Source organism: Reyranella sp. (genome assembly GCF_017305915.1).
Lineage (GTDB): Bacteria > Pseudomonadota > Alphaproteobacteria > Reyranellales > Reyranellaceae > Reyranella.
This window is the reverse complement of the sequence record NZ_JAFKJN010000018.1, coordinates 362,255-385,520: the sequence shown is the minus strand read 5'-3', so window position 1 is coordinate 385,520 and position 23,266 is coordinate 362,255. Positions and strand designations below refer to the sequence as shown.

At 67.9% G+C, this 23,266-nt stretch carries 26 protein-coding genes; 20 read left to right on the top strand and 6 right to left on the bottom strand.

Annotation, left to right across the window (positions count from 1 at the left end; translation table 11 throughout):
• Window positions 1–7: 7 nt before the first annotated feature.
• Entirely contained in the window at window positions 8–2,230 is a 2,223-nt protein-coding gene (locus J0J01_RS19040; RefSeq protein WP_296383421.1) for an NADP-dependent isocitrate dehydrogenase, read from the bottom strand.
• Between the two features lie 123 nt (window positions 2,231–2,353).
• Window positions 2,354–2,971: a TIGR00730 family Rossman fold protein gene (locus J0J01_RS19035; protein WP_296383419.1), complete on the bottom strand. Its 618-nt coding sequence runs from the start codon at window positions 2,969–2,971 to the stop codon at window positions 2,354–2,356.
• A 132-nt stretch (window positions 2,972–3,103) separates the two neighbouring features.
• Between J0J01_RS19035 and J0J01_RS19030 the strand changes: the two genes are divergently transcribed.
• The 16 genes from J0J01_RS19030 (at window position 3,104) to J0J01_RS18955 (ending at window position 18,869) form a co-directional block, all read left to right on the top strand.
• On the top strand, window positions 3,104–4,135 hold the full coding sequence (locus J0J01_RS19030; protein WP_296383417.1) for a LysM peptidoglycan-binding domain-containing protein: 1,032 nt from the start codon (window positions 3,104–3,106) through the stop codon (window positions 4,133–4,135).
• A 4-nt stretch (window positions 4,136–4,139) separates the two neighbouring features.
• Window positions 4,140–4,832: a phosphatidylserine decarboxylase gene (locus tag J0J01_RS19025; protein ID WP_296383415.1), complete on the top strand. Its 693-nt coding sequence runs from the start codon at window positions 4,140–4,142 to the stop codon at window positions 4,830–4,832.
• 7 nt (window positions 4,833–4,839) lie between these two features.
• Complete coding sequence (pssA, locus tag J0J01_RS19020; protein WP_296383414.1) at window positions 4,840–5,673, top strand: CDP-diacylglycerol--serine O-phosphatidyltransferase; 834 nt, start codon at window positions 4,840–4,842, stop codon at window positions 5,671–5,673.
• A 68-nt stretch (window positions 5,674–5,741) separates the two neighbouring features.
• Window positions 5,742–5,897, top strand: a complete 156-nt coding sequence (locus J0J01_RS19015; RefSeq protein WP_296383412.1) for a Flp family type IVb pilin — start codon at window positions 5,742–5,744, stop codon at window positions 5,895–5,897.
• Between the two features lie 284 nt (window positions 5,898–6,181).
• Entirely contained in the window at window positions 6,182–6,691 is a 510-nt protein-coding gene (locus J0J01_RS19010; protein ID WP_296383409.1) for a prepilin peptidase, read from the top strand.
• A 12-nt stretch (window positions 6,692–6,703) separates the two neighbouring features.
• Window positions 6,704–7,687, top strand: a complete 984-nt coding sequence (gene cpaB / locus J0J01_RS19005) for a Flp pilus assembly protein CpaB (protein ID WP_296383407.1) — start codon at window positions 6,704–6,706, stop codon at window positions 7,685–7,687.
• On the top strand, window positions 7,684–9,642 hold the full coding sequence (locus J0J01_RS19000; RefSeq protein WP_296383405.1) for a pilus assembly protein N-terminal domain-containing protein: 1,959 nt from the start codon (window positions 7,684–7,686) through the stop codon (window positions 9,640–9,642). Before cpaB ends, J0J01_RS19000 begins: the two co-directional genes overlap by 4 nt.
• A gap of 11 nt (window positions 9,643–9,653) precedes the next feature.
• A complete protein-coding gene (locus J0J01_RS18995; protein ID WP_296383403.1) occupies window positions 9,654–10,367 on the top strand; it encodes a CpaD family pilus assembly lipoprotein in 714 nt (237 codons plus the stop codon).
• Between the two features lie 9 nt (window positions 10,368–10,376).
• Window positions 10,377–11,645: a cellulose synthase operon protein YhjQ/BcsQ gene (locus J0J01_RS18990; protein ID WP_296383402.1), complete on the top strand. Its 1,269-nt coding sequence runs from the start codon at window positions 10,377–10,379 to the stop codon at window positions 11,643–11,645.
• A gap of 6 nt (window positions 11,646–11,651) precedes the next feature.
• Complete coding sequence (locus J0J01_RS18985) at window positions 11,652–13,448, top strand: CpaF family protein (RefSeq protein ID WP_296383400.1); 1,797 nt, start codon at window positions 11,652–11,654, stop codon at window positions 13,446–13,448.
• The gene (locus J0J01_RS18980) at window positions 13,448–14,455 is read left to right on the top strand and encodes a type II secretion system F family protein (protein WP_296383398.1); all 1,008 of its coding nucleotides are present in this window, start codon (window positions 13,448–13,450) and stop codon (window positions 14,453–14,455) included. Before J0J01_RS18985 ends, J0J01_RS18980 begins: the two co-directional genes overlap by 1 nt.
• Window positions 14,456–14,473: 18 nt before the next feature.
• The gene (locus J0J01_RS18975) at window positions 14,474–15,430 is read left to right on the top strand and encodes a type II secretion system F family protein (RefSeq protein ID WP_296383395.1); all 957 of its coding nucleotides are present in this window, start codon (window positions 14,474–14,476) and stop codon (window positions 15,428–15,430) included.
• Window positions 15,431–15,540: 110 nt separating this feature from the next.
• A complete protein-coding gene (locus J0J01_RS18970; RefSeq protein ID WP_296383393.1) occupies window positions 15,541–17,004 on the top strand; it encodes a pilus assembly protein TadG-related protein in 1,464 nt (487 codons plus the stop codon).
• Between the two features lie 8 nt (window positions 17,005–17,012).
• Window positions 17,013–17,507, top strand: a complete 495-nt coding sequence (locus J0J01_RS18965; protein ID WP_296383391.1) for a TadE/TadG family type IV pilus assembly protein — start codon at window positions 17,013–17,015, stop codon at window positions 17,505–17,507.
• A 1-nt stretch (window position 17,508) separates the two neighbouring features.
• On the top strand, window positions 17,509–17,916 hold the full coding sequence (locus J0J01_RS18960) for a TadE/TadG family type IV pilus assembly protein (protein ID WP_296383389.1): 408 nt from the start codon (window positions 17,509–17,511) through the stop codon (window positions 17,914–17,916).
• 149 nt (window positions 17,917–18,065) lie between these two features.
• Window positions 18,066–18,869 (top strand): tetratricopeptide repeat protein, encoded by an 804-nt coding sequence (locus J0J01_RS18955; RefSeq protein ID WP_296383388.1) that lies wholly within the window; start codon window positions 18,066–18,068, stop codon window positions 18,867–18,869.
• A gap of 4 nt (window positions 18,870–18,873) precedes the next feature.
• On the opposite strand, the gene J0J01_RS18950 is transcribed toward J0J01_RS18955, so the two are convergent.
• Entirely contained in the window at window positions 18,874–19,635 is a 762-nt protein-coding gene (locus tag J0J01_RS18950; protein ID WP_296383386.1) for a glucose 1-dehydrogenase, read from the bottom strand.
• 116 nt (window positions 19,636–19,751) lie between these two features.
• On the opposite strand from J0J01_RS18950, the gene J0J01_RS18945 reads away from it, so the two are divergent.
• On the top strand, window positions 19,752–19,952 hold the full coding sequence (locus tag J0J01_RS18945; protein ID WP_296383384.1) for a hypothetical protein: 201 nt from the start codon (window positions 19,752–19,754) through the stop codon (window positions 19,950–19,952).
• Between the two features lie 61 nt (window positions 19,953–20,013).
• Here the strand turns inward: J0J01_RS18945 and J0J01_RS18940 are convergent, their stop codons facing one another.
• From J0J01_RS18940 to J0J01_RS18930, 3 genes are all read right to left on the bottom strand, one after another.
• Complete coding sequence (locus J0J01_RS18940) at window positions 20,014–20,226, bottom strand: hypothetical protein (RefSeq protein WP_296383383.1); 213 nt, start codon at window positions 20,224–20,226, stop codon at window positions 20,014–20,016.
• Between the two features lie 117 nt (window positions 20,227–20,343).
• A complete protein-coding gene (locus J0J01_RS18935; protein ID WP_296383382.1) occupies window positions 20,344–20,949 on the bottom strand; it encodes a sigma-70 family RNA polymerase sigma factor in 606 nt (201 codons plus the stop codon).
• 116 nt (window positions 20,950–21,065) lie between these two features.
• The gene (locus tag J0J01_RS18930) at window positions 21,066–21,560 is read right to left on the bottom strand and encodes a sigma-70 family RNA polymerase sigma factor (protein ID WP_296383381.1); all 495 of its coding nucleotides are present in this window, start codon (window positions 21,558–21,560) and stop codon (window positions 21,066–21,068) included.
• A gap of 140 nt (window positions 21,561–21,700) precedes the next feature.
• Here J0J01_RS18930 and J0J01_RS18925 point away from each other — a divergent pair, with 140 nt between their 5' ends.
• The 3 genes from J0J01_RS18925 to J0J01_RS18915 all read left to right on the top strand — a co-directional run bounded on the left by J0J01_RS18925 (window position 21,701) and on the right by J0J01_RS18915 (window position 23,258).
• A complete protein-coding gene (locus tag J0J01_RS18925; protein ID WP_296383378.1) occupies window positions 21,701–21,898 on the top strand; it encodes a CsbD family protein in 198 nt (65 codons plus the stop codon).
• A gap of 172 nt (window positions 21,899–22,070) precedes the next feature.
• The gene (locus tag J0J01_RS18920) at window positions 22,071–22,313 is read left to right on the top strand and encodes a bacteriocin (protein ID WP_296383376.1); all 243 of its coding nucleotides are present in this window, start codon (window positions 22,071–22,073) and stop codon (window positions 22,311–22,313) included.
• 147 nt (window positions 22,314–22,460) lie between these two features.
• Window positions 22,461–23,258: a response regulator gene (locus J0J01_RS18915; protein ID WP_296383374.1), complete on the top strand. Its 798-nt coding sequence runs from the start codon at window positions 22,461–22,463 to the stop codon at window positions 23,256–23,258.
• Window positions 23,259–23,266 lie beyond the last annotated feature (8 nt).

Genomic DNA, 23,266 nt, shown 5'->3' with positions numbered 1-23,266 from the left:
GAGCGTGTCAGAGAGCGGCGAGCGCCTCATTCAACGTCTTGCTCGGCCGCATTCCTGCCGATGTCTTGGACTGATCGGGCAGATAGTAGCCGCCCGTATCCACCGGCTTGCCCTGCGCGGCGATCAGCTCGGCATCGATCTTGGCCTCGTTTTCCTCCAGCGTCTTCGCCAGCGGCTTGAAGCGGGCCGACAGGGTCGTGCTGTTGTCGCGCCGGGCCAGCGCCTGCGCCCAGTACAGGGCCAGGTAGAAATGGCTGCCGCGATTATCCAGCTCGCCGACCTTGCGTGCAGGCGAACGGTTGTCCTCGAGGATCTTGCCGTTGGCCTCGTCGAGCGTCTCGGCCAGGACCTTCACGTCCTCGTTTCCGGTCGTCTGTGCCAGATGCTCCAGCGACGCGCCCAGCGCCAGGAATTCGCCCAGCGAATCCCAGCGCAGATAGCCTTCGTGCTGGAACTGCTCGACATGCTTGGGCGCCGAGCCGCCGGCGCCGGTCTCGAACAGACCGCCGCCCTGCAGCAACGGAACGATCGAGAGCATCTTGGCCGACGTGCCGAGCTCCATGATCGGGAAAAGATCGGTCAGGTAATCGCGCAGCACGTTGCCCGTGACGGAGATCGTGTCGAGCCCCTGGCGGATTCGTTCGAGCGAGAACTTGATCGCCTCGACCGGCGCCAGGATGCGGATGTCGAGCCCCTTCGTGTCCTCGTTCTTGAGGTACTTCTCGACCTTGGCGATCAGCTGCGCGTCGTGCGCGCGCTTGGCGTCGAGCCAGAACACCGCCGGGGTGTTGGTGAGGCGCGCGCGGCGCACGCCGAGCTTGACCCAGTCCTGGATCGGCTCGTCCTTGACCTGGCACATGCGGAAGACGTCGCCGGTCTCGACCTTCTGCGACATCAGCACCGCGCCGTCATCGGCGACCACGCGCACTGTTCCGTCCGCGGCGATCCTGAACGTCTTGTCGTGCGAGCCGTACTCCTCGGCCTGCTGCGCCATCAGGCCGACGTTCGGCACGGAGCCCATCGTCTTCGGGTCGAAGGCGCCATGCGCCTTGCAGTCCTCGATGACGGCCTGGAACAGCGTCGAGTAGCAACGATCGGGGATCGAGGCGATGACGTCGTGCAGCTTGCCGTCGGGGCCCCACATCTTGCCCGACTCGCGGATCATCGCCGGCATCGAGGCATCGATGATGACGTCGCTCGGCACGTGCAGGTTGGTGATGCCGCGGTCGGAATTGACCATGGCCAGGCCCGGCCGCTTGGCGTACTCGGCCTGGATATCGGCCTTGATGGCGGCCTTTTCGGCCTCGGGCAGCGTCTCGATCCGGGTCAGCATGTCGCCCAAACCGTTGTCGGGATCGACGCCGAGCTTCTTCAGCGTGGCGCCATGCTTCTCGAACACATCGGCGAAGAACACCGAAACGCAGTGGCCGAACAGGATGGGATCGGAGATCTTCATCATGGTCGTCTTGACGTGCAGCGAGAACAGGATGCCGTCCTGCTTCGCGGCGTCGATCTGCGCGGCGAAGAAGGCGCGCAATGCCTTGCGGTTCATCACCGAGCAGTCGATGATCTCGCCGGCCTTGAGCGGAATCTTCGGCTTCAGCACCGTCGTCGCGCCATCGCTGCCGACCAGCTCGATACGGGCATTGGTCGGCGCCGCAACCGTCGTCGCGACCTCCGAGCCGTAGAAATCGCTGCCCGACATGTGCGCCACGCGGGTTTTCGAATCCTTGGACCAGGCGCCCATCTTGTGCGGATGGCTGCGCGCGTACTGCTTCACGGCGCCGGCGGCGCGGCGGTCGGAATTGCCCTCGCGCAGCACCGGGTTGACGGCGCTGCCGAGCACCTTGCCGTAGCGGGCGCGGATTTCCTTGTCTGCCGGCGTCGCGTCGCTGTCCGGATAGTTCGGCACGTCGTAACCCTTGCCCTGCAACTCCTTGATCGCGGCCTTGAGCTGCGGGATCGAGGCGGAGATGTTGGGCAGCTTGATGATGTTAGCCTCGGGGCGCATCGCAAGCTTGCCGAGTTCGGCGAGCTCGTCGTTGATCTTCTGCTCGGGCTTCAGCTTGTCGGGGAAGTTGGCGATGATGCGGCCGGTCAGCGAAATGTCCTTCAGCTTCATCTTCACGCCGGCCGTCCCGACAAAGGCCTCGACGATCGGCAGCAGGGAAAACGTCGCAAGCCCGGGCGCTTCATCGACCTTCGTCCAGACGATTTCGAGATCTGACATACCTGCGCCTCCGTGCGCCGCTTTGGTTTCGGCCGAGTGGATCTATTGCTGATTATGGCCCGTCTTGTTGCACCGCTGTACGGTGACGATCAAGAGCCACCGATGCGCGCTTCGGCGCCCCAACTACAGCCGGTCGAGGGCCTTTTCAGCGGGTTTCGCCCGCGGCATGGCAGCCAGCGTCGGCAGGAGCTGGTCGAGATCGTCGATGAAGGCAACCAGGTCGAGGTGCGCGCGATCTGCGAAACCGCCCTCGACGCAGGAGCGCAGCAGCGCCGCCAGCGGCTTCCAGTAGCCGCCCTGGTCGACGATCACGATCGGCTTGATATGCAGACCGAGCGTGCGCCACGACAGGATCTCGAAGAATTCCTCGAGCGTGCCGATGCCGCCCGGCAGGACAATGATCGCCTCGGAGCGCTCGAACATCTCGAGCTTGCGCTCGTGCATGTTCTCGACCACCCGGGTCTCGGTCAGCGCCGGATGGCCGGCCTCGCGCTTCAGCAAAAAGCGCGGGATCACGCCGGTGACCTTGCCGCCGGCCGCCAGGGCGGCGTTGGCCATCACCCCCATCAGCCCAACCCCGCCGCCGCCATAGACCAGGGTGATGCCCTGGCGCGCCAGCAATTCCCCCAAATCGCCGGCCCATTGGCGATAGGCGGGGTCGGCGCCGAAGCGGGCGCCGCAGAAAACGCAGACGGACGAGGGCAGGGGGACGGTTTCGGGGAGAGGCAAGGCTTCGGACACGGGACACGCGACTTTGTTGCTTGGAGTTTGGTTGGTTCCGAGCCTTTCCGGACCGGGGCGTCATGGTATCATTTCACCGCGTCGGGGGGCGACGCCAATCGCGGTGGGTCGTCGCACCAATCTGGGAGTTTCATGTCACGAACGGTTCTTGCGCTGGTGGCAGTGGGCGCGGTGATCATCGCCGCAGCCCTGGGATATGCCTGGCGCGTGAAGATGGCCGACCAGGCGGCGATCCAGGCCGTCCAGCCGGGGGCGCCTGCCGCCGCGGCGGCGACCGCGCCGTCACCGCCATCCGCGGTCGCGCCGGCCGCCAGCACGGCGCCCGCGCCGCAGGCCTCGGTCATGGTGCCGAGCTTCGACGTCGCCCGCATCGACCGCGACGGCCGCGCCGTGATCGCCGGCCGTGCGGCACCTGGCGCCAAGATCGTGCTGCTTGACGGTGGCAAGGAGATCGCGCGCGGCGAGGCCGATGCGCGCGGCGAATGGGTGATCCTGGCGCAGGACACGCCGCTCGCGCCCGGTCCGCACGAATTGCGCGCCGTGCAGCACATCGAGGGCCGCGCGCCGGTGACCTCGGAGCAGGTGGTGGTGGCGGTGGTGCCGCAGCCGCCAGGCACCGACAAGACCGCTCAGCCGGAAGAGACGCTGGTCATGATCTCGCCGTCCTCGGGCGCGGCGACCCTGGTGCAGCCGCCATCGCCGGCCGGCGTGCCCAAGGTCGGCGACCTGCAGGTTTCGACCCTCGACTACGACGATCGCGGCCAGGCCACGATCACCGGCCAGGCGACGCCCGGCGCGACGGTGCGTGCCTATCTCGACGACAAGCCGGTGGCGGAAGGCAAGGCCGGCAGCGACGGTCGCTGGCGGCTCGCGCCGAGCGATCCGCTTCACGCCGGCGAGCATCGTCTGCGCGTCGATCGGCTGGCGCAGGACGGCATGCCGGTGGCGCGGCTGGAGATGAAGTTCCAGCGCCAGGAAGCCTTGCCGGCCGAGAACACCCGCCGCCTCCACATCGTGCGCGGCGACAACCTGTGGAACATCGCCCGCGCGCACTATGGCGAGGGCTTCCGCTACACCACGATCTTCGAGGCCAACAAGGATCTGATCCGCGACCCGAACCTGATCTATCCAGGCCAGATCTTCACCCTGCCCAAGGTCAACTGAAAGCATGCTGGCGAATTTCTTCGTGCCCATCCTGAAGGATGGCTGGCGGTTCATCGCCGTCTTCGCAGCCATCGCCTTCCTCGCCGCGCTGACCGGCGCGGCGTGGCTGTTCTGGCCGTTGTTCGGGCTGACCCTGTGGTCGATCTACTTCTTCCGCGATCCGCCGCGCGGCGTGCCGCAGGAAGACCGCCTGCTGATCGCGCCGGCCGACGGGCTGGTGCAGATGGTGGTCGACGCCGTGCCGCCGGCCGAGCTCGGGCTCGGCGAGCAGCCGCTCCCCCGCGTCTCGATCTTCCTCAGCGTGTTCGACGTCCACATCAACCGCTCGCCCTGCGCCGGCACCGTCGACATCGTGGCCTACCGGCCGGGCAAGTTCGTCAATGCCGCCGCCGACAAGGCGAGTGAGGACAACGAGCGCATGGCGATCGCGCTGCGCCGGCCCGACGGCGTCGTCATCGGCTTCGTGCAGATCGCCGGCTGGGTGGCGCGGCGCATCGTCTGCTACGTCAAGCCGGGACAGGCGCTTGTCGCGGGCGAGCGCTTCGGCCATATCCGCTTCGGCAGCCGCACCGACCTTTACCTACCGGCGGGCGCGCGGCTGCTGGTGGCGCCGGGCCAGCGCATGATCGGCGGCGAGACGGTGGTGGCCGAGTTGAATGCGGCCGACGCAACCCCACGTAAGGCGATCGAGTTCTAGGACGACGATGCAGAACGACTTCCGCATGCGCCGCGGCCTGCGCGGCTTCTCGATCAATCGCCTGATCCCCAACGTGATCACCCTGGCGGCGCTGAGCTCGGGCCTGACGGCGATCCGCTTCGGGCTGCAGGGCCAGTTCCGGCTGGCCGTGATCGCGGTGATCGTGGCGGCGATCTTCGACGCCCTGGACGGCCGGGTGGCGCGGCGGCTGGGCGTCACCAGCCGGTTCGGCGCCGAGCTCGATTCGCTGTCGGACTTCCTGTGCTTCGGCGTGACGCCGGCGCTGGTGCTCTATATGGCGGCGCTCAAGGATGGCGGCCCGCTGGGCTGGGTCGTGACCCTGATGTTCCCGATCTGCTCGGCGCTGCGGCTGGCGCGCTTCAACACCGCGCTATTGGCCGACACGCCGCCGCCGGCCTGGACCAGCCAGTATTTCACCGGCGTGCCGGCCCCGGCGGGCGCCTTGCTGGCGCTGGTGCCGCTGGTCGTCAGCTTCGAGGCCGAGGCGGCCTGGCCGCGCCATCCGATCGTGGTCGGCGTGGTGCTGGTGCTGGTCGGCGGCCTGATGGTGAGTCGCCTGCCGACCTTCTCCTTCAAGAAGGGCCGCATTCCGCGTCACCTCTACCTGCCGACGCTGCTGGTGGCCGCCCTCACCATGGGCGTGATCGCAAGCTCGCCGTGGATCGGATTGTCCCTGCTGGGGCTGATCTATCTCGGCCTGATCCCCTACAGTTGGCTGACCTACCGCCGCCAAGCCAGCCGCGACCGCGAGCAGGCGGCCGAGGTCGTGCCGCTGCGTTCGGTTCCGACTGACCCTCGCTCGTCACCGGGTACCCATTGACCTGAGAGTCGACATTAAGTACGTTTCTTAAGTATAAGATAAGAAACGACTTACTGGAGATACCCCTCATGCTTTCCCTGTTTCGCCGATTGGCGCGCTGCATCGAGGGCGCCTCGGCGGTCGAATACACTTTGATTGCGTCGCTGATCGCGGTGGCGGCGCTGGCCTCCATGCGTAGCGTCAGCGGCAAGGTCAGCAACGTGCTGAGCAGTGCCGGAACCTGACGCCGTAAAGTACGGCCGTGGGAGAATTTTGAGGGGCGGCCCAGAAATGGGCCGCCCTTTGTATTAGAACCCCTATTAGGAGTGTATCAGAGGTAAAATAGTCTTTAAAATTAATGAATTAGACGCTTGATTTGATGTTGTATCGAAGATAATGTCTGTAACGTTCATATCTGTTGTCATAAGCCATTTTGCTATTCGTTCATTTGTTAAGACTGTTCTTCAGCGAAATCACTTAACTTCCTGAATAGAAGCAAACTGGCGCATCAAGGGTCCTGGCGGTTCGGATGTCGCTGCTTGCGCTTCTTCACGTTGGCTGCCTCGCGCTTCTCGCCACCCTGTTGATCGGGGCCGGCATTCAGGACCTGCGCAGCATGACGATCTCCAACGGCATTTCGCTCGCTGTCGCCGGCCTGTTCGTCGTCTGGGCGGGCGGGGGGCTCGTGGCCGGGCAGCTCACACCCACCGATCTCGCTTACGCGGTCGGCTGTTCCGTCGTCGTGTTCGCGGTGGGCGCCACGGCCTTCGCCGCCGGCGGGCTGGGCGGCGGCGACGTCAAGCTGCTGGCCGCGGTCAGCCTGTTCGCCGGACCGGCCCGCATGGTCGATTTCCTCGCCGTCACCGCGATCGCGGGCGGCGTCATGGGCCTCGCCGTCCTGGCCGGCGCACCGATCGGAAAGCCGGCGCCCTTGCCAGCCAACGGGCCGCTGCGGGCGCGGCTGCGCCGCAACCTGCCGTACGGGCCCGCGATCGCCGCCGGTGGGCTGTGGATCGCGGCAGCCCAGGCCGTGAGCTGAAAAGGGGGCGTCATGAGCAGCAAGCGCATGGTTTTTCTCCTGCTCGCGGTGATCGTCGCGGGCGCCACCGCCTTCATGGCGCGGGCCTGGCTGCAGAGCGAGCGCGCAGCGCTGCTCGCCCAGGCCGGCGTGCAGCGCGAAGTGGCGCCGATCGTGGCGCCGACGCTGCAGGTGCTGGTGGCGCGCAACGCCGTCCACACCGGCCAGATCGTCAAGCCCGACGACCTGCGCTGGCAGTCGTGGCCGGAGGGCAGCATGGCGCCGACCTACATCATCGAAGGCAAGCGGCCGATGTCGGACTTCGTCGGCGCCGTGGCGCGCGGCTCGATCGCGCCGGGCGAGCCGATCACCGAGGGCAAGCTGGTGCTGGCCGGCACGCGCGGCTTCATGGCGGCGGTGCTGCAGCCCGGCACGCGCGCGGTGTCGGTGCCGATCACGGCGACCTCGGCGGTGTCGGGTTTCATCTATGCCGGCGACCGCGTCGACGTGCTGCTGACCCACGTGCTGCAGTCGGTGAAGGGCAACGAGCAGCACACCGCGACCGAGACCGTGCTGCGCAACGCCCGTGTGATCGCGATGGACCAGCGCCTCGACTTCTCGCCGGGTGACAAGCCCGACGTCGGCAAGACGGCGACGCTCGAGCTGACGCCCAAGCAGAGCGAGATCGTCACCCTGGCGGTCAAGATGGGCGACCTGTCGCTGGTCCTGCGCAGCCTGCAGGATCCCGATGAGAAGCCCGACGAGGCGGCGGAGAACGCGCCGGCCGAGCCGGGCGACAGCTTCACCCACGACTCCCAGGTGAGCCGCCTGATCAAGCCGCTGCCGACGGCCGTGCCGCCGGAAGAGCCGCGGGGAGTCTTCGTGCTGCGCGGCAGCACGCGCGTCAAACAGGACCTCGACGGTACGACCGCCAGCGAATCCGGACCCAAGGAAGAAAAGCCGGAACGCCCCAAAGGCACCCCCTTCACCCGAACGATCCCAGGCGAAAAACAATGAAATCGTTCCCCCTCTCGACCGTCCGACCGCCCGCGTGGCGTCGCCTCGGCGCCGCGCTGGCGCTCGCGGCGTCCATGGGCTTTGCAATGCAGACCACGCTGGTGATGGCGCAGGTCGGCAGCGAGCCCGACGTGCCTGCTGCCGCCCCGGCCAAACCCAAGGCCAAGCCGGCGGCGAAGAAGCACCAATCCCGGACGACGCCGACCGACAACGTCGCCGACGAGCTCAACCGTCGCGAGGCCGAGCGCATCGCGAAGATGACCGCGGGCACCGCCGCGGCGTCCACCGACGCCAAGTCCGCCGAGACCAAGCCGGCCGACGCCAAGGCTGCCGACGCCAAGCCCCAGGCGCAGCCCCAACCCCAGCCCCAGGCCCAACCGGCGCCGACCGCCTTGCCGGCGCGCGCGCCGGTCGTGACGGCAGCCTTCACGCCGACGGTTGCGGTGCCGTCGCCGGCGCAGTCGGCGTCCACGCCGCCGGCGCAGCTCGCGACGCCGACGCCCGAGACGGTCGTGCCGCCGGCGCAGATCCGCGAGGCGCAGGCCCGCCCGGTGCCGGTCCAGCCGACGCCGCCGGGCGCCGCGCCGGCGCCCTCGACGGTGACCGGCGCAGCCGGCCGGCCGTTCGCGCAGAGCCAGGTCGTGCCGCCGCAGCAGCCGACGCTGACGCTCGAGATGAACAAGGGCACCGCGATCAAGCTGCCGGGGGCGGCCTCGACGGTGTTCGTCGCCGCGCCCGACATCGCCGACGTGCAGGTGAAGTCGCCGAGCATGATCTACGTCTTCGCCAAGCGGCCGGGCGACACCGTGCTCTACGCGGTCGACGACCAGGACCGCGTGCTGCTCAACACCATCGTCAGCGTGACCTCGCCGTTCAGCCGCGTGAAGGCGACGCTCGACGCCATGCATCCCGGCAACGGCGTGCAGTTCGACAACCAGGGCGAGTCGATCATCCTGAGCGGCACCGTGCGCTCGACGGTGATCGCCGACGATGCGCGGCGGCTGGCGCTGCAGCACGTCAGCGGCAACCCGGCCAAGCTGATCAACAACATCCGGGTCGAGGCGCCGACCCAGGTGCAGCTGCGCGTCAAGGTCGCCGAGGTCCATCGCGAGGCGCTGAAGCGGCTTGGCGTCAACTGGCAGAGCATCGCCAACGGCACTGTCGGCGTGGCGCCCTTGTTCGGGGCGGTGAGCTCCGGCTTCGCCGTCGCCACGGCGCAGTCGACCGGCGGCCTGCCGTCGGCGCTGGCGCGGGTCTCGGGCGGCAACTTCGATGCCCTGATCGACTTCCTGGCGACCAACAACCAGGCGAATGTCCTGGCCGAGCCGAACCTGGTCGCGATGTCGGGCGAGACGGCGAGCTTTCTGGCCGGCGGCGAGATCCCGGTGATCGCGCCGCAGGGCGGCACGCTCAGCGGCACCTTTTCGGTGACCTACAAGAGCGTCGGCGTCAGCCTCGCCTTCACGCCGACCATCGTCGGCGAGCGCATCAACCTCAAGGTCGCCCCCGAGGTCAGCCAGGTCTCGTCGGTCGGCTCGGTGTCGGTGCCCCTGACCGCAACAGCGACGGTGACGGTGCCGGCGGTTCAGACGCGACGCGCTTCGACCACGGTCGAGCTGGGCAGCGGCCAGAGCTTCGCGATCGCCGGCCTGCTGATGCGGACCTCGCAGGACGACGTCAAGAAGATGCCGTGGCTGGGCGATGTGCCGGTGCTCGGCTCGCTGTTCAAGTCGGATGCCTATCAGCGCGCCGAGACCGAGCTGGTGATCATCTGCACGCCGTACTTCGTCGAGCCGACCAGCGACAAGCTGCGCACGCCGATGGATCGCCGCGTGCCGCCGACCGACGTCGATCGCCTTGCGATGCAGCGCTACAACCATCCGATGCCGCCGCAGCGGCTCTCGGTCGGCCGCGAGCAATATGCCGGTCCCTCTGCCGGCTTCAGGCTCGACTAGGAGCAACAACAATGAAATCCGCGCTTCTCCCTCTGCCTCTGATCGCTGCGCTGGCGCTTGCCGGCTGCAGCGATCCGGTCGCCGAAGCCTCGGCGGTCGATGCCCGGTACACGCCATCCCGCGCCGACACGCTGCATGCCGTCGCGTTCGCGCCTGGTAGCGTGCGGCTCGATCCCGGCCAGGACCAGGCGCTGCGCGCCATGGTCGCCCGCGACGGCCGTGCCGATCGCGACGAGTTCACGATCGTGACCGACGGCTCGGGCGGGCTGCAGCAGAGTCGCGCCGCGCAGGTCGCGAGCAGCCTCACCCAGGCCGGCGCGCGCTGGGTCAGCCGTTCGGCCGACCCGACGTTGGCGCGCGGGCCCGACCAGCTCGTGGTGGTGCGCTCGGCGTACCGCCTGGCCGCGCACAACTGCCCGACCTACACGCCGTCGACGATCTGGAATCCCAACGAGTCGGACATGCCGGGCCTCGGCTGCGCCGACGCCTACAACATGGGCCAGATGCTGGCCCGGCCGCGCGACGCCGCGATCGGCCGTTCGGCCGGTCCGGCCGACGGCCAGGTCAATGCCGATGCCGTGCAGCGCTACCGTGAGGGCCGCGTCCGCGCCGCTGGCGGCGGCGGCACGACCACCGGTGGTGGCGGCGGCGGCGGTGGTGTTGTTGGTGGTGGCGGTGGTGGCACCGGCGGGGGCGGCGGCGCCACGGGTGGATCCGGAATCTGAGGGAGAATCATGGCCGCAACAGCAGTCGCTCAACCCGCCGCGGAGGACGCCCGTTCCATCACTGCGATGGCCTTCGTCACCGACACGGTGGCGCAGGGAAGAATCTCGTCCGACCTGTTCAGCCTGACGCTGGGCAAGGCGAGCATCCGGGAAGGTTCGATCGACACGGCGCTGGCGCTGAGCGAATGGCCGCGTGACCTCGACCTGTTGATCGTCGACCTCGGCGGCTCGTCGGATCCCGTCGCCGACGCGGCTGCGCTCAAGACCGCGCTGCCCGGTAGCTGCCTGCTGATCGGCGTCGGCCGCATCAACGACGTGGCGCTCTACCGCGACCTGATCGCGACCGGCTTCAGCGACTACCTGGCGTTGCCGCTGGCCGAGGGCGCGATGAGCCGCACCGTCGACCGCGCGTTCGAGCAGCGCGAGCGCGGCGGCGGGCCGGCCGCCAACGGCAAGGCGGCCAACAAGCCGCGCACGCTGTCGGTCATCGGCGCCCGAGGCGGCGTCGGTGCGACGACGCTGGCGGTGACGCTGGCCAGCATGCTCGGCACGCGGCTGCAGGAAGAGGTGCTGCTGATCGACTTCGACCTGCACTACGGCTCGCTGATGCTGGCGCTCGACCTCGAGGCGATCGACGCGCTGCGCGAGGCGCTCGACCAGCCCGACCGCATCGACGCGCTGTTCATCCAGCAGGTGGCGCAGAAGAAGAGCGACTTCCTCTACGCCATCGGCGCCGAGGAGCCGCCGGGCGGCGGCTTCCAGGCGCGGCCGCACGCCGCCGCCGACTTCCTGCGCTCGGTGCACCGCCGCTTCCGCTGGATCGTCGCCGACGTGCCGCGCGGCGACCCGGTGATCCAGCGCCAGGTGATCGAGGCCTCGACCGACATCGTGCTGGTCACCGACCTGTCGCTGCCCGGCGTGCGCGATGCGATGCGGCTGCAGCAGCTCGCCCACGACGTCGCGCCGCAGGCCCAGTTCCACCTCGTCACCGGCGGCACGCTCGATCCGCGCCGCTCGGCGGTGAAGGTCGCCGACCTCGAGCGCACGCTGAAGCGCAAGGTCGACTGCCAGATCCCGGCCGACGTGCCGTCGGCGCTGTCGGCGGTCAATTTCGGCAAGCCGCTGGCCGAGGCCGCGCCCAACAGCCCGATCGTCAAGGCGCTGCGCCCGATGGTTGCCGCACTCGAGCGGTCGGACGACGCGCCGGCGGAGAAGGGCGCTTCTGCCACCCGCGCCTTCATGCGCTTCACCCAGAGCCTGAAGCTGAAGAGGAAGTAACCGGGCATGTTCGGTCGGCTCAACAAGAGCTCGGAATCCCAGCCCGCCGCCTCGGCTCTCGGGCCGCTCGACCGGCTGGGCCGCCGCGGCGGCGAGCAGCGTCCCGACGCCGCGACGCCGGCCGATCGCGAGACCCGCCTCGCCGCGGCCGCCGCCAGCCTGGCCGGCGCGGTCGGGCCGCGGCTGCGCGAGCTGATCGGCAGCGGCGTGCCGGCGGGCGAGGTGGCCCGCCAGGCCGGCCAGCAGGCGCAGATCCATTTCCGCCAGAACGGCGTGATGCTGTCGCCGCTCGAATTGCGCGGCTATGTCGGCGAGGTGCTGCGGCCGCTGCTGCCGGCGCAGAGCTTCACCACGCCGGAACCCGAGCCGGTCGAGCCGGCGCCGGCCGCCGAAGTCGATGCCGTGCCGCCGATCGTCGTCGAGATCCCGCAGGCCGAGGCCAAACCGGCCGAGCCCAAACTGATCGAGGCCAAGTCTGCGGTGGCATGGGACGCGCCGCAGCAGACGGTTCGTTCGGACGACAAGGTGAACAGCCGGCTGTCGCGCAGCAAGGTCGATCAGGCGCGCCGCACCATCCAGCCGCTGATCATGCGGCGCATCGACCTCGCCGCCGCGGTCAGCCTGCCGCGCACCGAGCTGCTGCGCCAGCTCGAGGGCCTGGTCTCCGAGCTACTGGGCGAGCAGCGCGTCCAGCTCAACCGGCCGGAGCAGGAAGACCTCGTCTACCAGATCGTCAACGACATGATGGGGCTGGGCCCGCTCGAGCCGCTGCTCGAGGACGAGGGCGTCACCGACATCATGATCAACGGGCCCAAGCAGATCTACATCGAGAAGCGCGGCAAGCTCGAGCTCACCTCGGTGATGTTCGAGGACAACGCCCATCTCCTCAACATCTGCAACCGCATCGTCAGCCGCGTCGGCCGCCGCGTCGACGAGATGAGCCCGATCTGCGACGCCCGCCTGCTCGACGGCAGTCGTGTCAACATCATCATTCCGCCGCTCGCCATCGACGGCGCCACGGTGTCGATCCGCAAGTTCGGCAAGCGCCAGATCGGCTTCGACCAGATGGCGCAGCAGGGCAACATCTCGCCGGCCATGGCGACGGTGCTGCGCATCGCCGCGCGCTGCCGGCTCAACGTCATCATCTCGGGCGGCACCGGCTCGGGTAAGACGACCATGCTGAACGCGCTCTCCGGTATGATCGAGAACGGCGAGCGCGTGGTCACCATCGAGGATGCCGCCGAGCTCCGCCTGCAGCAGCCGCACGTCGTCCGCCTCGAGACCCGGCCGGCCAACCTCGAAGGCAACGGCGAGGTCAACATGCGCGACCTCGTGAAGAACGCGCTGCGTATGCGCCCCGACCGCATCATCCTGGGCGAGGTGCGCGGGCCCGAAGCGATCGACCTGTTGCAGGCGATGAACACCGGCCATGACGGCTCGATGGGCACGCTGCACGCCAATCGGCCGCGCGAGGCGCTGACCCGTCTCGAGAACATGGTGACGATGGGCGTCGCCAGCCTGCCGCCCAAGGCGATCCGCACCCAGATCGCGGGCTCGCTGCAGCTCATCGTGCAGATCAGCCGCATGCGCGACGGCGTCCGCCGCGTCACCCACATCACCGAGGTGATGGGCATGGAGGGCGAGGTCGTCATCACCCAGGACCTCTTCACCTACGAGTTCAAGGGCGAGGCGGCCGACGGCAAGCTGGCCGGCGCCTTCAAGAGCTCCGGCCTGCGCCCGCATTTCCTGCCGCGCGCGGCCTACTACGGTCTCGACCGGGTGCTGATGGAGGCGATGGCCTGATGTTCGGGTTGGACAGCCATGCGCTGAGCCTCGACCAGGTGGCGATCGTGATCGCCTGCGGCGTCACCGCGACCTTCGTGACGCTCTATGTCGTGTTCAGCGGCTTCTTCGCCGAGCGCCGCCTCAACGACCGGCTCGAGGACCTCGAGGACCGCACGCGCTCGGGCAAGCGTACGCTGCAGATGGCGACGCTGCGCCGGGTCGAGCGGCAGGGCCGGCTGCCGACCCTCGACAAGCTCTTGTGGCAGTGGTTCCCCAACGCCAGCAAGGTCCGCCTCAAGCTGCAGAGCAGCGGCGTGAACCTGACGCTCGGCGACTTCGCCTTCGCCTCGATCGCCCTCGCGGTCGGCGTGGCATTCCTGCTCTACCTGTTCCTCGACCTGCCGCCCGGCATGGTGCTGGTCGGCGCGCTGCTGATCGGCATCGGCATCCCCAACCTGGTGATCGGCATCAAGGCCAAGAAGCGTGGCCGTGCCTTCAACCTGCTGTTTCCCGAGGCAATCGACCTGATGGTCCGCGCGCTGCGCGCCGGCCTGCCGGTGCAGGAGGCGATCGGCAACGTGTCGCGCGACATCAAGGATCCGGTCGGCGGCGTCTTCAAGCGCGCCCAGGACGAGATGCAACTCGGCGTGCCGATCGAGCGGGCGCTGTGGCAGGTTGCACGCACGATCCAGACCGACGAGTTCAACTTCCTGATCGTGGCGATGTCGATCCAGCGCGACACCGGCGGCAATCTCGCCGAGACGCTGGCCAACTTGAGCGCGCTCCTGCGCTCGCGCCAGCAGCTGCGCCTCAAGATCCGCGCCTTCACCTCCGAGGCGCGCGCAACCATGCTGATCATGGCCGGCCTGCCGTTCCTGGTCGGCGGCGCGCTGTTCCTGATCTCGCCGGGCTACATCGGCCCGCTGTTCACCACGCCGGGCGGCCAGATGGTCGCTGCGTGCGCGGCCGGCAGCATGGGGCTCGGCATCTTCATCATGAACAAGATCGCAACGATCAAGGTGTGACGGGCAAGGTGTAGCGCGATGGAATTCGACCTGCTCGCCTCGGAGAAGAACTTCACCGTGCTGGTCGCGGTCGGCGCCTTCGTGGTGTTCTGGGCGCTGTGGACGGCGCTGACCTGGTCGCCGCCGATCGAGGCGCGGCTGCGTGCGCTGCAGACCCGCCGCATGAAGACCCGCAGCGAGCAGACCGCCGCCGCCACTGGCAGGACGTCGACCAAGTCGACGTCGATCGGCGTCATGCGCACGATCGCCGACCGCCTCAACCTGCTGCGCGGCAACGCCGCCGACCAGACCACGCGCAAGCTCCGGTTGGCCGGCTTCCTGTCGCGCGACGCCACCGTTGTGTTTGTCTTCGTCAAGCTCGCCATGCCGCTGGTGCTGGGCTTCATCATGATCCTGATGACCATGGTGACCGGCATCGTCCAGGTGTCGGACGACATGACCCTGCCGGTCTGCATCGGCGCCGTCCTCGCGGGCTTCGTGCTGCCGGAGGCCTACGTCAAGAACGTCGCGCAGAAGCGGCGCGAGGCGCTGAACTACCTGCTGCCCGAGGGCCTTGACCTGCTGACGATCTGCGTCGAGGCCGGCCTCAGCATCGACGCCGCCTTCCGCCGCGTCAGCCGCGAGATGCAGACCTCGATGCCCGAGCTCGCCACCGAGTTCGAGATCACGGCGATCGAGCTCACCTACCTGCCGGACCGCCAGCAGGCGCTGGAGAACATGACCGAGCGTTCCGATTCGCCGGCCGTCGCCGCCCTGGTCAACGCGCTGCGCCAGACCGAGAAGTACGGCACGCCGCTGGCCGCGTCGCTGCGCATCCTGAGCCAGGAATTCCGCCAGACCCGGGCCTCCAAGGCAGAAGAGAAGGGCGCCCGCATGCCGGCGCTGATGACCGTGCCGCTGATGGTCTTCATCCTGCCGACGCTCATCACGGTGCTCATTGCCCCAGCCATCATGAACGCATTCTCCTTGACTTAAATTCAGGATATTTCCTAGAGTTAGGGCGCGTTCTTCTACTTTTGTATCAAGTGTATTTTCCGCCCGTTTCGGGCGACCATTGATGGAGAGGCGCGATGATGGAGATCGCATTGCGCGTAGCGCGTGGCACCCTGGGCCACTTGCAGCGGATCAAGCGTGACGACAAGGGATCGATGCTGGCCGTGCTGGCCGTGCTGCCGATCCTGGCCGGTGCCGTCGCGATCGGCATCGAGACCGGCCAGCTCTATCGCGTGAAGCGCCAGATGCAGAGCTCGGCGGATGCCGCGGCTCTGGCCGGCGCGATCGACCGGATGGCCGGCAAGAACAACGCGACCATCACCAGCACCGCCCAGTACGAGGCCGGGCGCAACGGCTTCAGCGACGGCGCCAGCGGCGTCACCGTTGCCGTGAATGCGCCACCGACCACCGGCCCGAACGTCGCGACGACCGGCGCCGTCGAGGTGATCATCACCAAATCGACCGGCTTCAGCCTGGGCGCGGTGCTGATGAGCTGGATGGGCGGCGGCGCGGCCGCCAGCTTCGACATGAAGGCCCGCTCGGTCGCCGCGCAGGGCACCGTCACCTCGACGACGACCAGCTACGAAGGTTGCCTGGTGGCGCTCACCACCGCCGCCGAGCAGGGCGTGAGCTTCACCAACTTCTCGAGCTTCACGTCGGACTGCACCATCGTATCCAACGGCTCGGCGACCGGTTCGGGCAGCGGCGCATCGGTCAACATCAGCAGCTTCAGCAGCGCCTCGCTGAAGCAGGTGTGGACGCGCGGCACGCTGACCGTCCAGAACTACAGCAGCATCAGCTACAGCGCGTCGTCGGGCGGCGGTACCGCGCCGCTGGTGCGCCAGAGCGGCTACGCCACCGATCCCTACGCCAGCATCGGGGCGCTGAGCCTGCCGTCGGGCGCCGGCAACTGCGACTACAACAACTTCAGCGCCGGCAGCGCCAGCACGATCAACGTCACCGGCAACAAGATCTATTGCAACGGCCTGTCGGTCAGCAATGCCTCGACCGTCAACTTCTCGCCGGGCATCTACTACATCGCGGGCGGCGACCTCTACATCAGCAGCGTCAGCACGGTGAGTTGCCCGACCTGCACCTCGACCAACGGCGTCGCCTTCGTGCTGACCCAGCTCGGCAACGGCACGGCCGACGCCGGCATCGGTGGCGTCAGCATCACCTCCGACAGCACCATCAACCTCAACGCCGGCTCCAACAACACCGCGTTCCAAGGCAACACTTTCAACGGCATCCTGTTCTACCAGGACCCGCGGGCCACGGTCGGCACCATGAGCTCGGCGTCGAAGATCTTCACCGTCAGCTCGCTCAGCAATGCCACATTGACCGGCGCGATCTACTTCCCGAACAATCGCATCGACATCTCGAATATCAGCACCTTCGGCGGCAACGCGACGACCGGCTGCACCATCTGGCTTGGCCGCTACCTGAAGTTCTCCAGCTTCAGCAGCACCTACAAGGGCGGCTGCGCCAATTACGGCACGACGCCCGCTGGCATCGTCACCACGACGACGATCACCAAGGGCAAGGTCTTCGAGTAGGGCCCGGCATGCGCGTACCTCGTTCCCTCCTGCGGCGGCTGGCGGCTGACTGCCGCGGCAACCTGATCATCGAGTTCGCGCTGGCGCTGCCGATCCTGATGCTGATGCTGGTAGGGCTGCTCGACCTCGGCCGCTTCAGCCTGCAGAAGTCGGCGATGCTGCAGGGCGCCCGCGAAGGCGCGCAGTACGGTATCACGGCCCCCACCGAGACGGCCAACATCAACACGACGGCGCAGAACGCGAGCGGCCTCACCGGCGTCACCGCCACCAACACCGTGTTCTGCGAGTGCTCGTCGGCGCCGGGCACGACGGTGCAGTGCACCGCCACCTGCAGCGGCAGCGCGGTCCTCAAGAAGTACATCACCGTGACCACGACGGGCAGCTTCAGCTCGGTCTGGGGCTCGGCCACGGTGAGCTTCGGCTTGAACGGTCCCAACGGCTGGACCGGCGCCTGGACGCCGCCGACCTCGATGACCTCCTCGGTCACGCTGATCGTGCCCTGACATGCGGCGTCTGCTGGCTGTCCTGGGTGCTGACGAGCGGGGCGGCGCAATCCTGGAATTCGCCATCCTGGCGCCGGTCCTGCTCGTGATCCTGTTCGGCATCGTCGAGATGGGCCGCATGTTCTACATCCGGCAGGCGCTGGAGTACGCGACCGAGGAGGCGGCGCGCTACTACATGCTCAATCCGACCACCGCCAGCGGCAACGTCGACACCGCGCTGCGCAATGCCATGGCCGGCGGCATGGGGTCCGACGTTACGATCGCCTATGCCGACACCGCGAGCTGCAATGGCAACAGCGCGGTGACCTGTACCATGATCACCGCGACCTACAATTTCACCCCGGCCGTAGGCTTCGTCGGGATCAGCGCCCAGACCCTGACGGCCAAGGCGCAAGCCGTCCGGTACTAGTCCGCGGTCTGCCGAAAGGGCGTTGCCCACAAGGACTTACCATCAATACCTAGCAGTCTGGTTGCGGTGGCCCCCAAGATTTTGATATCATTAGCAGAATGGCCAACGCTGCCGCGCCCGGACGCGGAGACAAGAATCTCGGGGTAGGAATGAAGCTGGCGCGTTTGCTCGGCGCGGGCCTGGCGCTCCTTTTGGTGGGAGCCTGCGATCCGCCGGACATCAGCAGGGGCGATGACTACGACGCGACCGTGCGCCGGGCCGACGAGGCGCGCCAGGCCGGCAATCCCGACACCGCCATCCCGCTCTACGAGCGGGCCCTGCAGGCCAATCCGAACGGTGTCGAGGCCAAGCTCGGCCTCGGCCAGTCCTTCCTGAGCGTTGGTGCGGGCGACGAGGCGGCGGCGCAATTCCGCGACGTGCTCGCCCGGCGCAGCGGCGACAATGCCGCCCGCCGCGGCCTCGCCGGCGCCCTGATCGCGATGGGCCAGCCGGCGCTCGCCGAGCAGCAGATCGACGCCGCCCTGCGCGCCGACGCGGCCGACTATCGCGCGCTCAACCTGCTCGGCGTCGCGCTCGATCTGCAGGGCCGCCACGCCGAGGCGCAGGCCAACTACCGTCGCGGCATCGAGCTGGCGCCGGACTATGTCCCGCTGCGCAGCAACTTCGGCCTGTCGCTCGCGCTCACCGGGCCGGTGCCGGAGGCGATCGCCCAGCTCACGCCGATCGCGGGCTCGGCACGCGCCGATGCGCGCACCCGCCTGAACCTCGCCTTCGCCTACGCCATGGCGGGCGATCTCGAGAATTCCCTGCAGCTCTGCCGGCGCGTGCTCGACGAGCGCTATGCGCAGCGCCAGTTCGCCTACTTCATGCAGTTGCGCGCGCTGCCGCCGGAGACGCGCAGCGCCGAGTTCCGGCGCAATCCCGGGCTGGTCGCCGCGGGCGGCAGCCTGTGAGGCGTCAGGCCAGCGAGGAGTAGCCGCCGTCGACGGCGATGGTGGCGCCGGTGACGAAATCGGAAGCGGGGGCGGCGAGGAACACCGCGATGCCGGCGAAGTCGTCGGGCACGCCCCAGCGCGCGGCCGGCGTGCGCTTCAGCACCGAGTCGTGCAGGCCCTGGACCTGCTCGCGCGCCCGCTTGGTCAGCGCGGTGTCGATCCAACCGGGCAGGATGGCGTTGACCTGGATGTTGTCCTTGGCCCACGCCGTCGCCAGCGACTTGGTCATCTGCACCATGCCGCCCTTGCTCGCGGCATAGGCGGTCGCGAACGGCGCGCCGAAGATCGACATCATCGAGCCGATGTTGATGATCTTGCCGCCGCGCTGCTTCATCGCCGGGTAGGCGGCCTGGCTGCACAGGAAGGCGCTGGTCAGGTTGCTGTCGAGCACGGTGTGCCATTCGGCCCGCGTATACTGCTCGGGCTGCTTGCGGATGCTCATGCCGGCATTGTTGACCAGGATGTCGAGCCGGCCGTGCGCCTTCATCGTCTGGTCGATCAGGGCGCGGCAGGAGTCCTCCTCGAGGACATCGACCGGGATGGCGCCGGCCTTGCCGCCCGCCGCCACGAGCTCTTTCACCGCCGCGCTGTTCTTGGCCGCGTCGCGGCCCGCGACGACGATGGTGGCGCCTGCAGCGGCCATCCCCTTCGCCATGCCGAGACCGATGCCCCCGTTGCCGCCGGTGACGACGGCGACCCGTCCGGATAGATCGAAAAGCTGCATCCGGCCTGTATAGCGAAGGGAACGGGAACCTCAAGCCGATTGCGCCGTTGTTTCCGCGCGAAGAATCGGGAGGAAAGATGGCGAGGCCGGCGTTTGCCCCCCTAGCTCCATTGGCCGTGCTGCTGATCTGCGCAGCGTGCACCACCGAGCGACACACCACCGTGGTCGCCGAGCCGACGCGCGCCGTGATGGTCCCGAGCGACGCCCAACTCCTCGCCGACTCCCGCGCGGCCTGCACCGGCTACGGCCTGCAGGCCGGGACATCCACCTTCGATCGCTGCGTCTCGACCGAGTTCGCTGCACGCCGGCCGGGCTGACTGGCAAGCGGCGAAAAACGGGATGGCGGCGGCCGCGAGGCTGCCGCCATTCTTCTTGGCGCTACTTCTTCTTCGGCTTGTCTTTCTTCTCGGCGTCGCGCTCGATCAGGCTGATGAGATCGTTGGGCAGCGGCTCGGCGGCGATCTCGTCGTACATCGCATGCAGCTGCTTCTGCAGCCACATGTCGAATGGCCGCTCGGCGGGCGCCTTCACTTTCTTGTCTCGGGCCGGATCGCCGGCCCGATCCCTTTGCGGCTTGTTGTCATTCGCCATGGCACACTTCGCGTGGAACGAGGAGCATTCCACGGATTCCCGTCCGAGGCATGGATCTCTTCTCCGGAGAATGCCCATGTTTCGCTCACACGTCCACGCAGGATTGAGGGGACGGCTTTAGCGATCGTGCAGGCGCCGCTCGTCGGAGTCGCTTTCGTCGCGAACCGCGGTGCGATTGGCCTGCTCGCTGCGCTCCTTGGCATCGCCTTCGAGCAGCAGGCGCTCGAGCGTGTCGCGCGCGCGGCTGATGCGGCTCTTGACGGTGCCGACCGAAACGCCGGTATGGGCGGCGATGACCTCGTAGGACTGGCCCTCGAGCACCGCCAGCAGCAGCGCCTCGCGCTGCGTCGGCGCGAGCTTGCCGAAGGCCGACATGAACTCGCGCATCACCAGACGGCTCTCCTGGTGCGGCTGATGCGACAGCGTCTCGGCGATCGCCGAATCGACCGGCACCGTCGGACGCAGACGGCGCAGGCCGGAGATGAATTCGTTGCGCTGGATGCGGAACACCCAGGCGGAGAGGTTGGTGCCCGGCTCGAAGCTCTCGCGGCCCGTCAAAGCCTTGATGACGGTGTCGTGCACCAGATCGTCGGCAGCGTCGCGGTCGCGCGTCAGGGACAGCGCGTAGACGCGCAGGCGGGGCAGGATGGCCTTGAGCTGCTCATGGAAATCATGGACGTCGTGAGCCGTCGTCTTGCTCTTCTTCGTGGTGGCGCTAGCCATGATCGTCTCCAGGGGGATATTCGTGCTGGAGGAAATGCCGGAAAGCGCGAAAGGTTACAGGAGCAGAACAATCGACGCGCGAGTGCCCTCTGTAACGTATTGATATGCCGTGGTTTTTACTTCATCTGCTCGGACAGCAACTTGCGCGCCCGCGACACGCGGGCCTTGAGCGTGCCGACCGAGCAGTCGCACAAACGCGCCGCTTCCTCGTAGGAAAATCCGCCGGCGCCGACCAGGATCAGCGCCTCGCGCGCCTGCGGGCTGAGCTTCCACAAGGCCGACGAGAGCTCCTTCAATTGCAGCGTCGCCTCGGGATTGTCGACCGCGGCCACCGGCGTCATCGAGACGTCCTCGATCGCGGTCGGGCGCCGGCGCTGCGCGCGCAGATCCGAATAGAAGCGGTTGCGCATGATGGTGAACAGCCAACCCTTGAGGTTGGTGCCGGGCTCGAACTGCGCCTGCTTGTCGAGCGCAGCAAGGATGGTGTTCTGCACCAGATCGTCGGCGGCCTCGCGCTCGCGGCACATGAATCGCGCAAAGGCGCGCAGGTCCGGCAGCAACGCGACGATATCGTCCTTCAGCAAATCGGGGAGCTCCGGCCACGCGACCACGCCGTGCTGGCGCTGCTCCTATGTGGGGCCTTCCGGCGCGGTCGCAAAGGAAAATCGACACCCGGCAACCGGCCTGCCGGCCTCGCGTTGACCCAAATGATCGCGGCAGACGCCGTGAAAGGTATCGAAAGGAGTACGCGATGAATTGGGATCGGGTCGAGGGCAACTGGAAGCAGTTTTCCGGCAATGTGAAAGAGAAGTGGGGCAAGCTCACCGACGACGACCTTGCTGTGATCGGCGGCAAGCAGGACCAGCTGGTCGGTCGCATCCAGGAGCGTTATGGCATCGCCAAGGACGAGGCGGAAAAGCAGGTCAAGACCTGGGCCGGCGGTCTTTAGTTCTCCCGCTGCCCGCCGCGGCAAGGCCGGCCCGGCCCTGCTGTGGACAGAGGCCAATGAACCCACAGGGAACCGCATGGATACATAAGCGTTAGCTCCCACACTTGAGAAATGCTTCAGGATCGGACGAGCCGTGGTCTGGCTCTCCGGGCCTTGCACGAGGAGACTAACAATGTCGATCAGTAGGATTGCGCCGTTCGCGGCGCTGATTGGTCTGGGATTGCTCACCGCGGCGTGCGGCAATAACCCGACGGACCGCGCGCTGACCGGCGGCGCGATCGGTGCGGGTACCGGCGCGGTGGTGGGCTCGACGGTCGGTGCGCCGATCGCTGGTGCGGTGGTCGGCGGCGCGGCGGGTGCCGTGGTCGGCGCGGCCACGACGCCGGAGCAGCCGCGGTACTATCGCTATTACTAGGCGCTCGCACTGAGCGCGACGAAAAGTCGATGAGGCTTCGGCTCCCGGCCCCGCATTGGGCCGGGAGTTCGATTCGTGGGTTGTCAGGTCGGGATCAGGGCGTACTCTACGCGCCCGCGTATCCTGAGAGTCAAAAAGGGGGTCGCTGTGCCAAACGGACCGGCAAACAAGAAACTATCCGAAGCAATCACCAAGACGCTGCCGTTCCTGCGTCGTTACGCGCGCGCCGTCACCGGCTCGCAGCAGCGCGGCGACGAATGGGTGCGCCTGTGCGCCGAAGTCGCGGTGCGCCAGCCCGAGCTGATCCAGGGTGCCGAGGACACCAAGCTCGGCGTGTTCGCGCTGTTCCATCGCCTGCAGCAGCCGTTCGGCAGCCTCGAGCAGGGCAGCGACGCCGCCAGCGTCAGCGGCCGGCTGAAGGAATCGCTGACCGAGATGGCGCCCCTGCAGCGCCAGGTGCTGCTGCTCACCGTGCTCGAGGGCTTCACCGTCGCCGACGCCGCGCACATCCTCGGCATCGACGTCGACAAGGCCGAGCACAGCCTGCAGGAGGCGCGCCGAGAGTTGCAGCGCGTCGCCTCGGTGCGCGTGCTGGTGATCGAGGACGAGGCGGTGATCGCGCTCGATGTCGCCGACATCGTGCGCAACGCCGGCCACGAGGTGGTCGGCATTGCCGCCACCGAGAAGGCCGCGGTCGAGCTCGCCAAGAAGCATTCGCCGCACCTCGTGCTGGCCGACATCCAGCTGCGCGGCTCCGACAGCGGCATCTCCGCGGTGAAGGAGATCCTGCAGTCGGCGACCGTCCCGGTGATCTTCGTCACCGGCTATCCCGAGCGCCTGCTGACCGGCACGCGGCTCGAGCCCGCCTTCGTTATATCCAAGCCGTTCGACCCCGACCTGCTCCGCGCAGCGATCGCCCAGGCGCTGGATACCGTCTCGATCTAGCGGCCGAG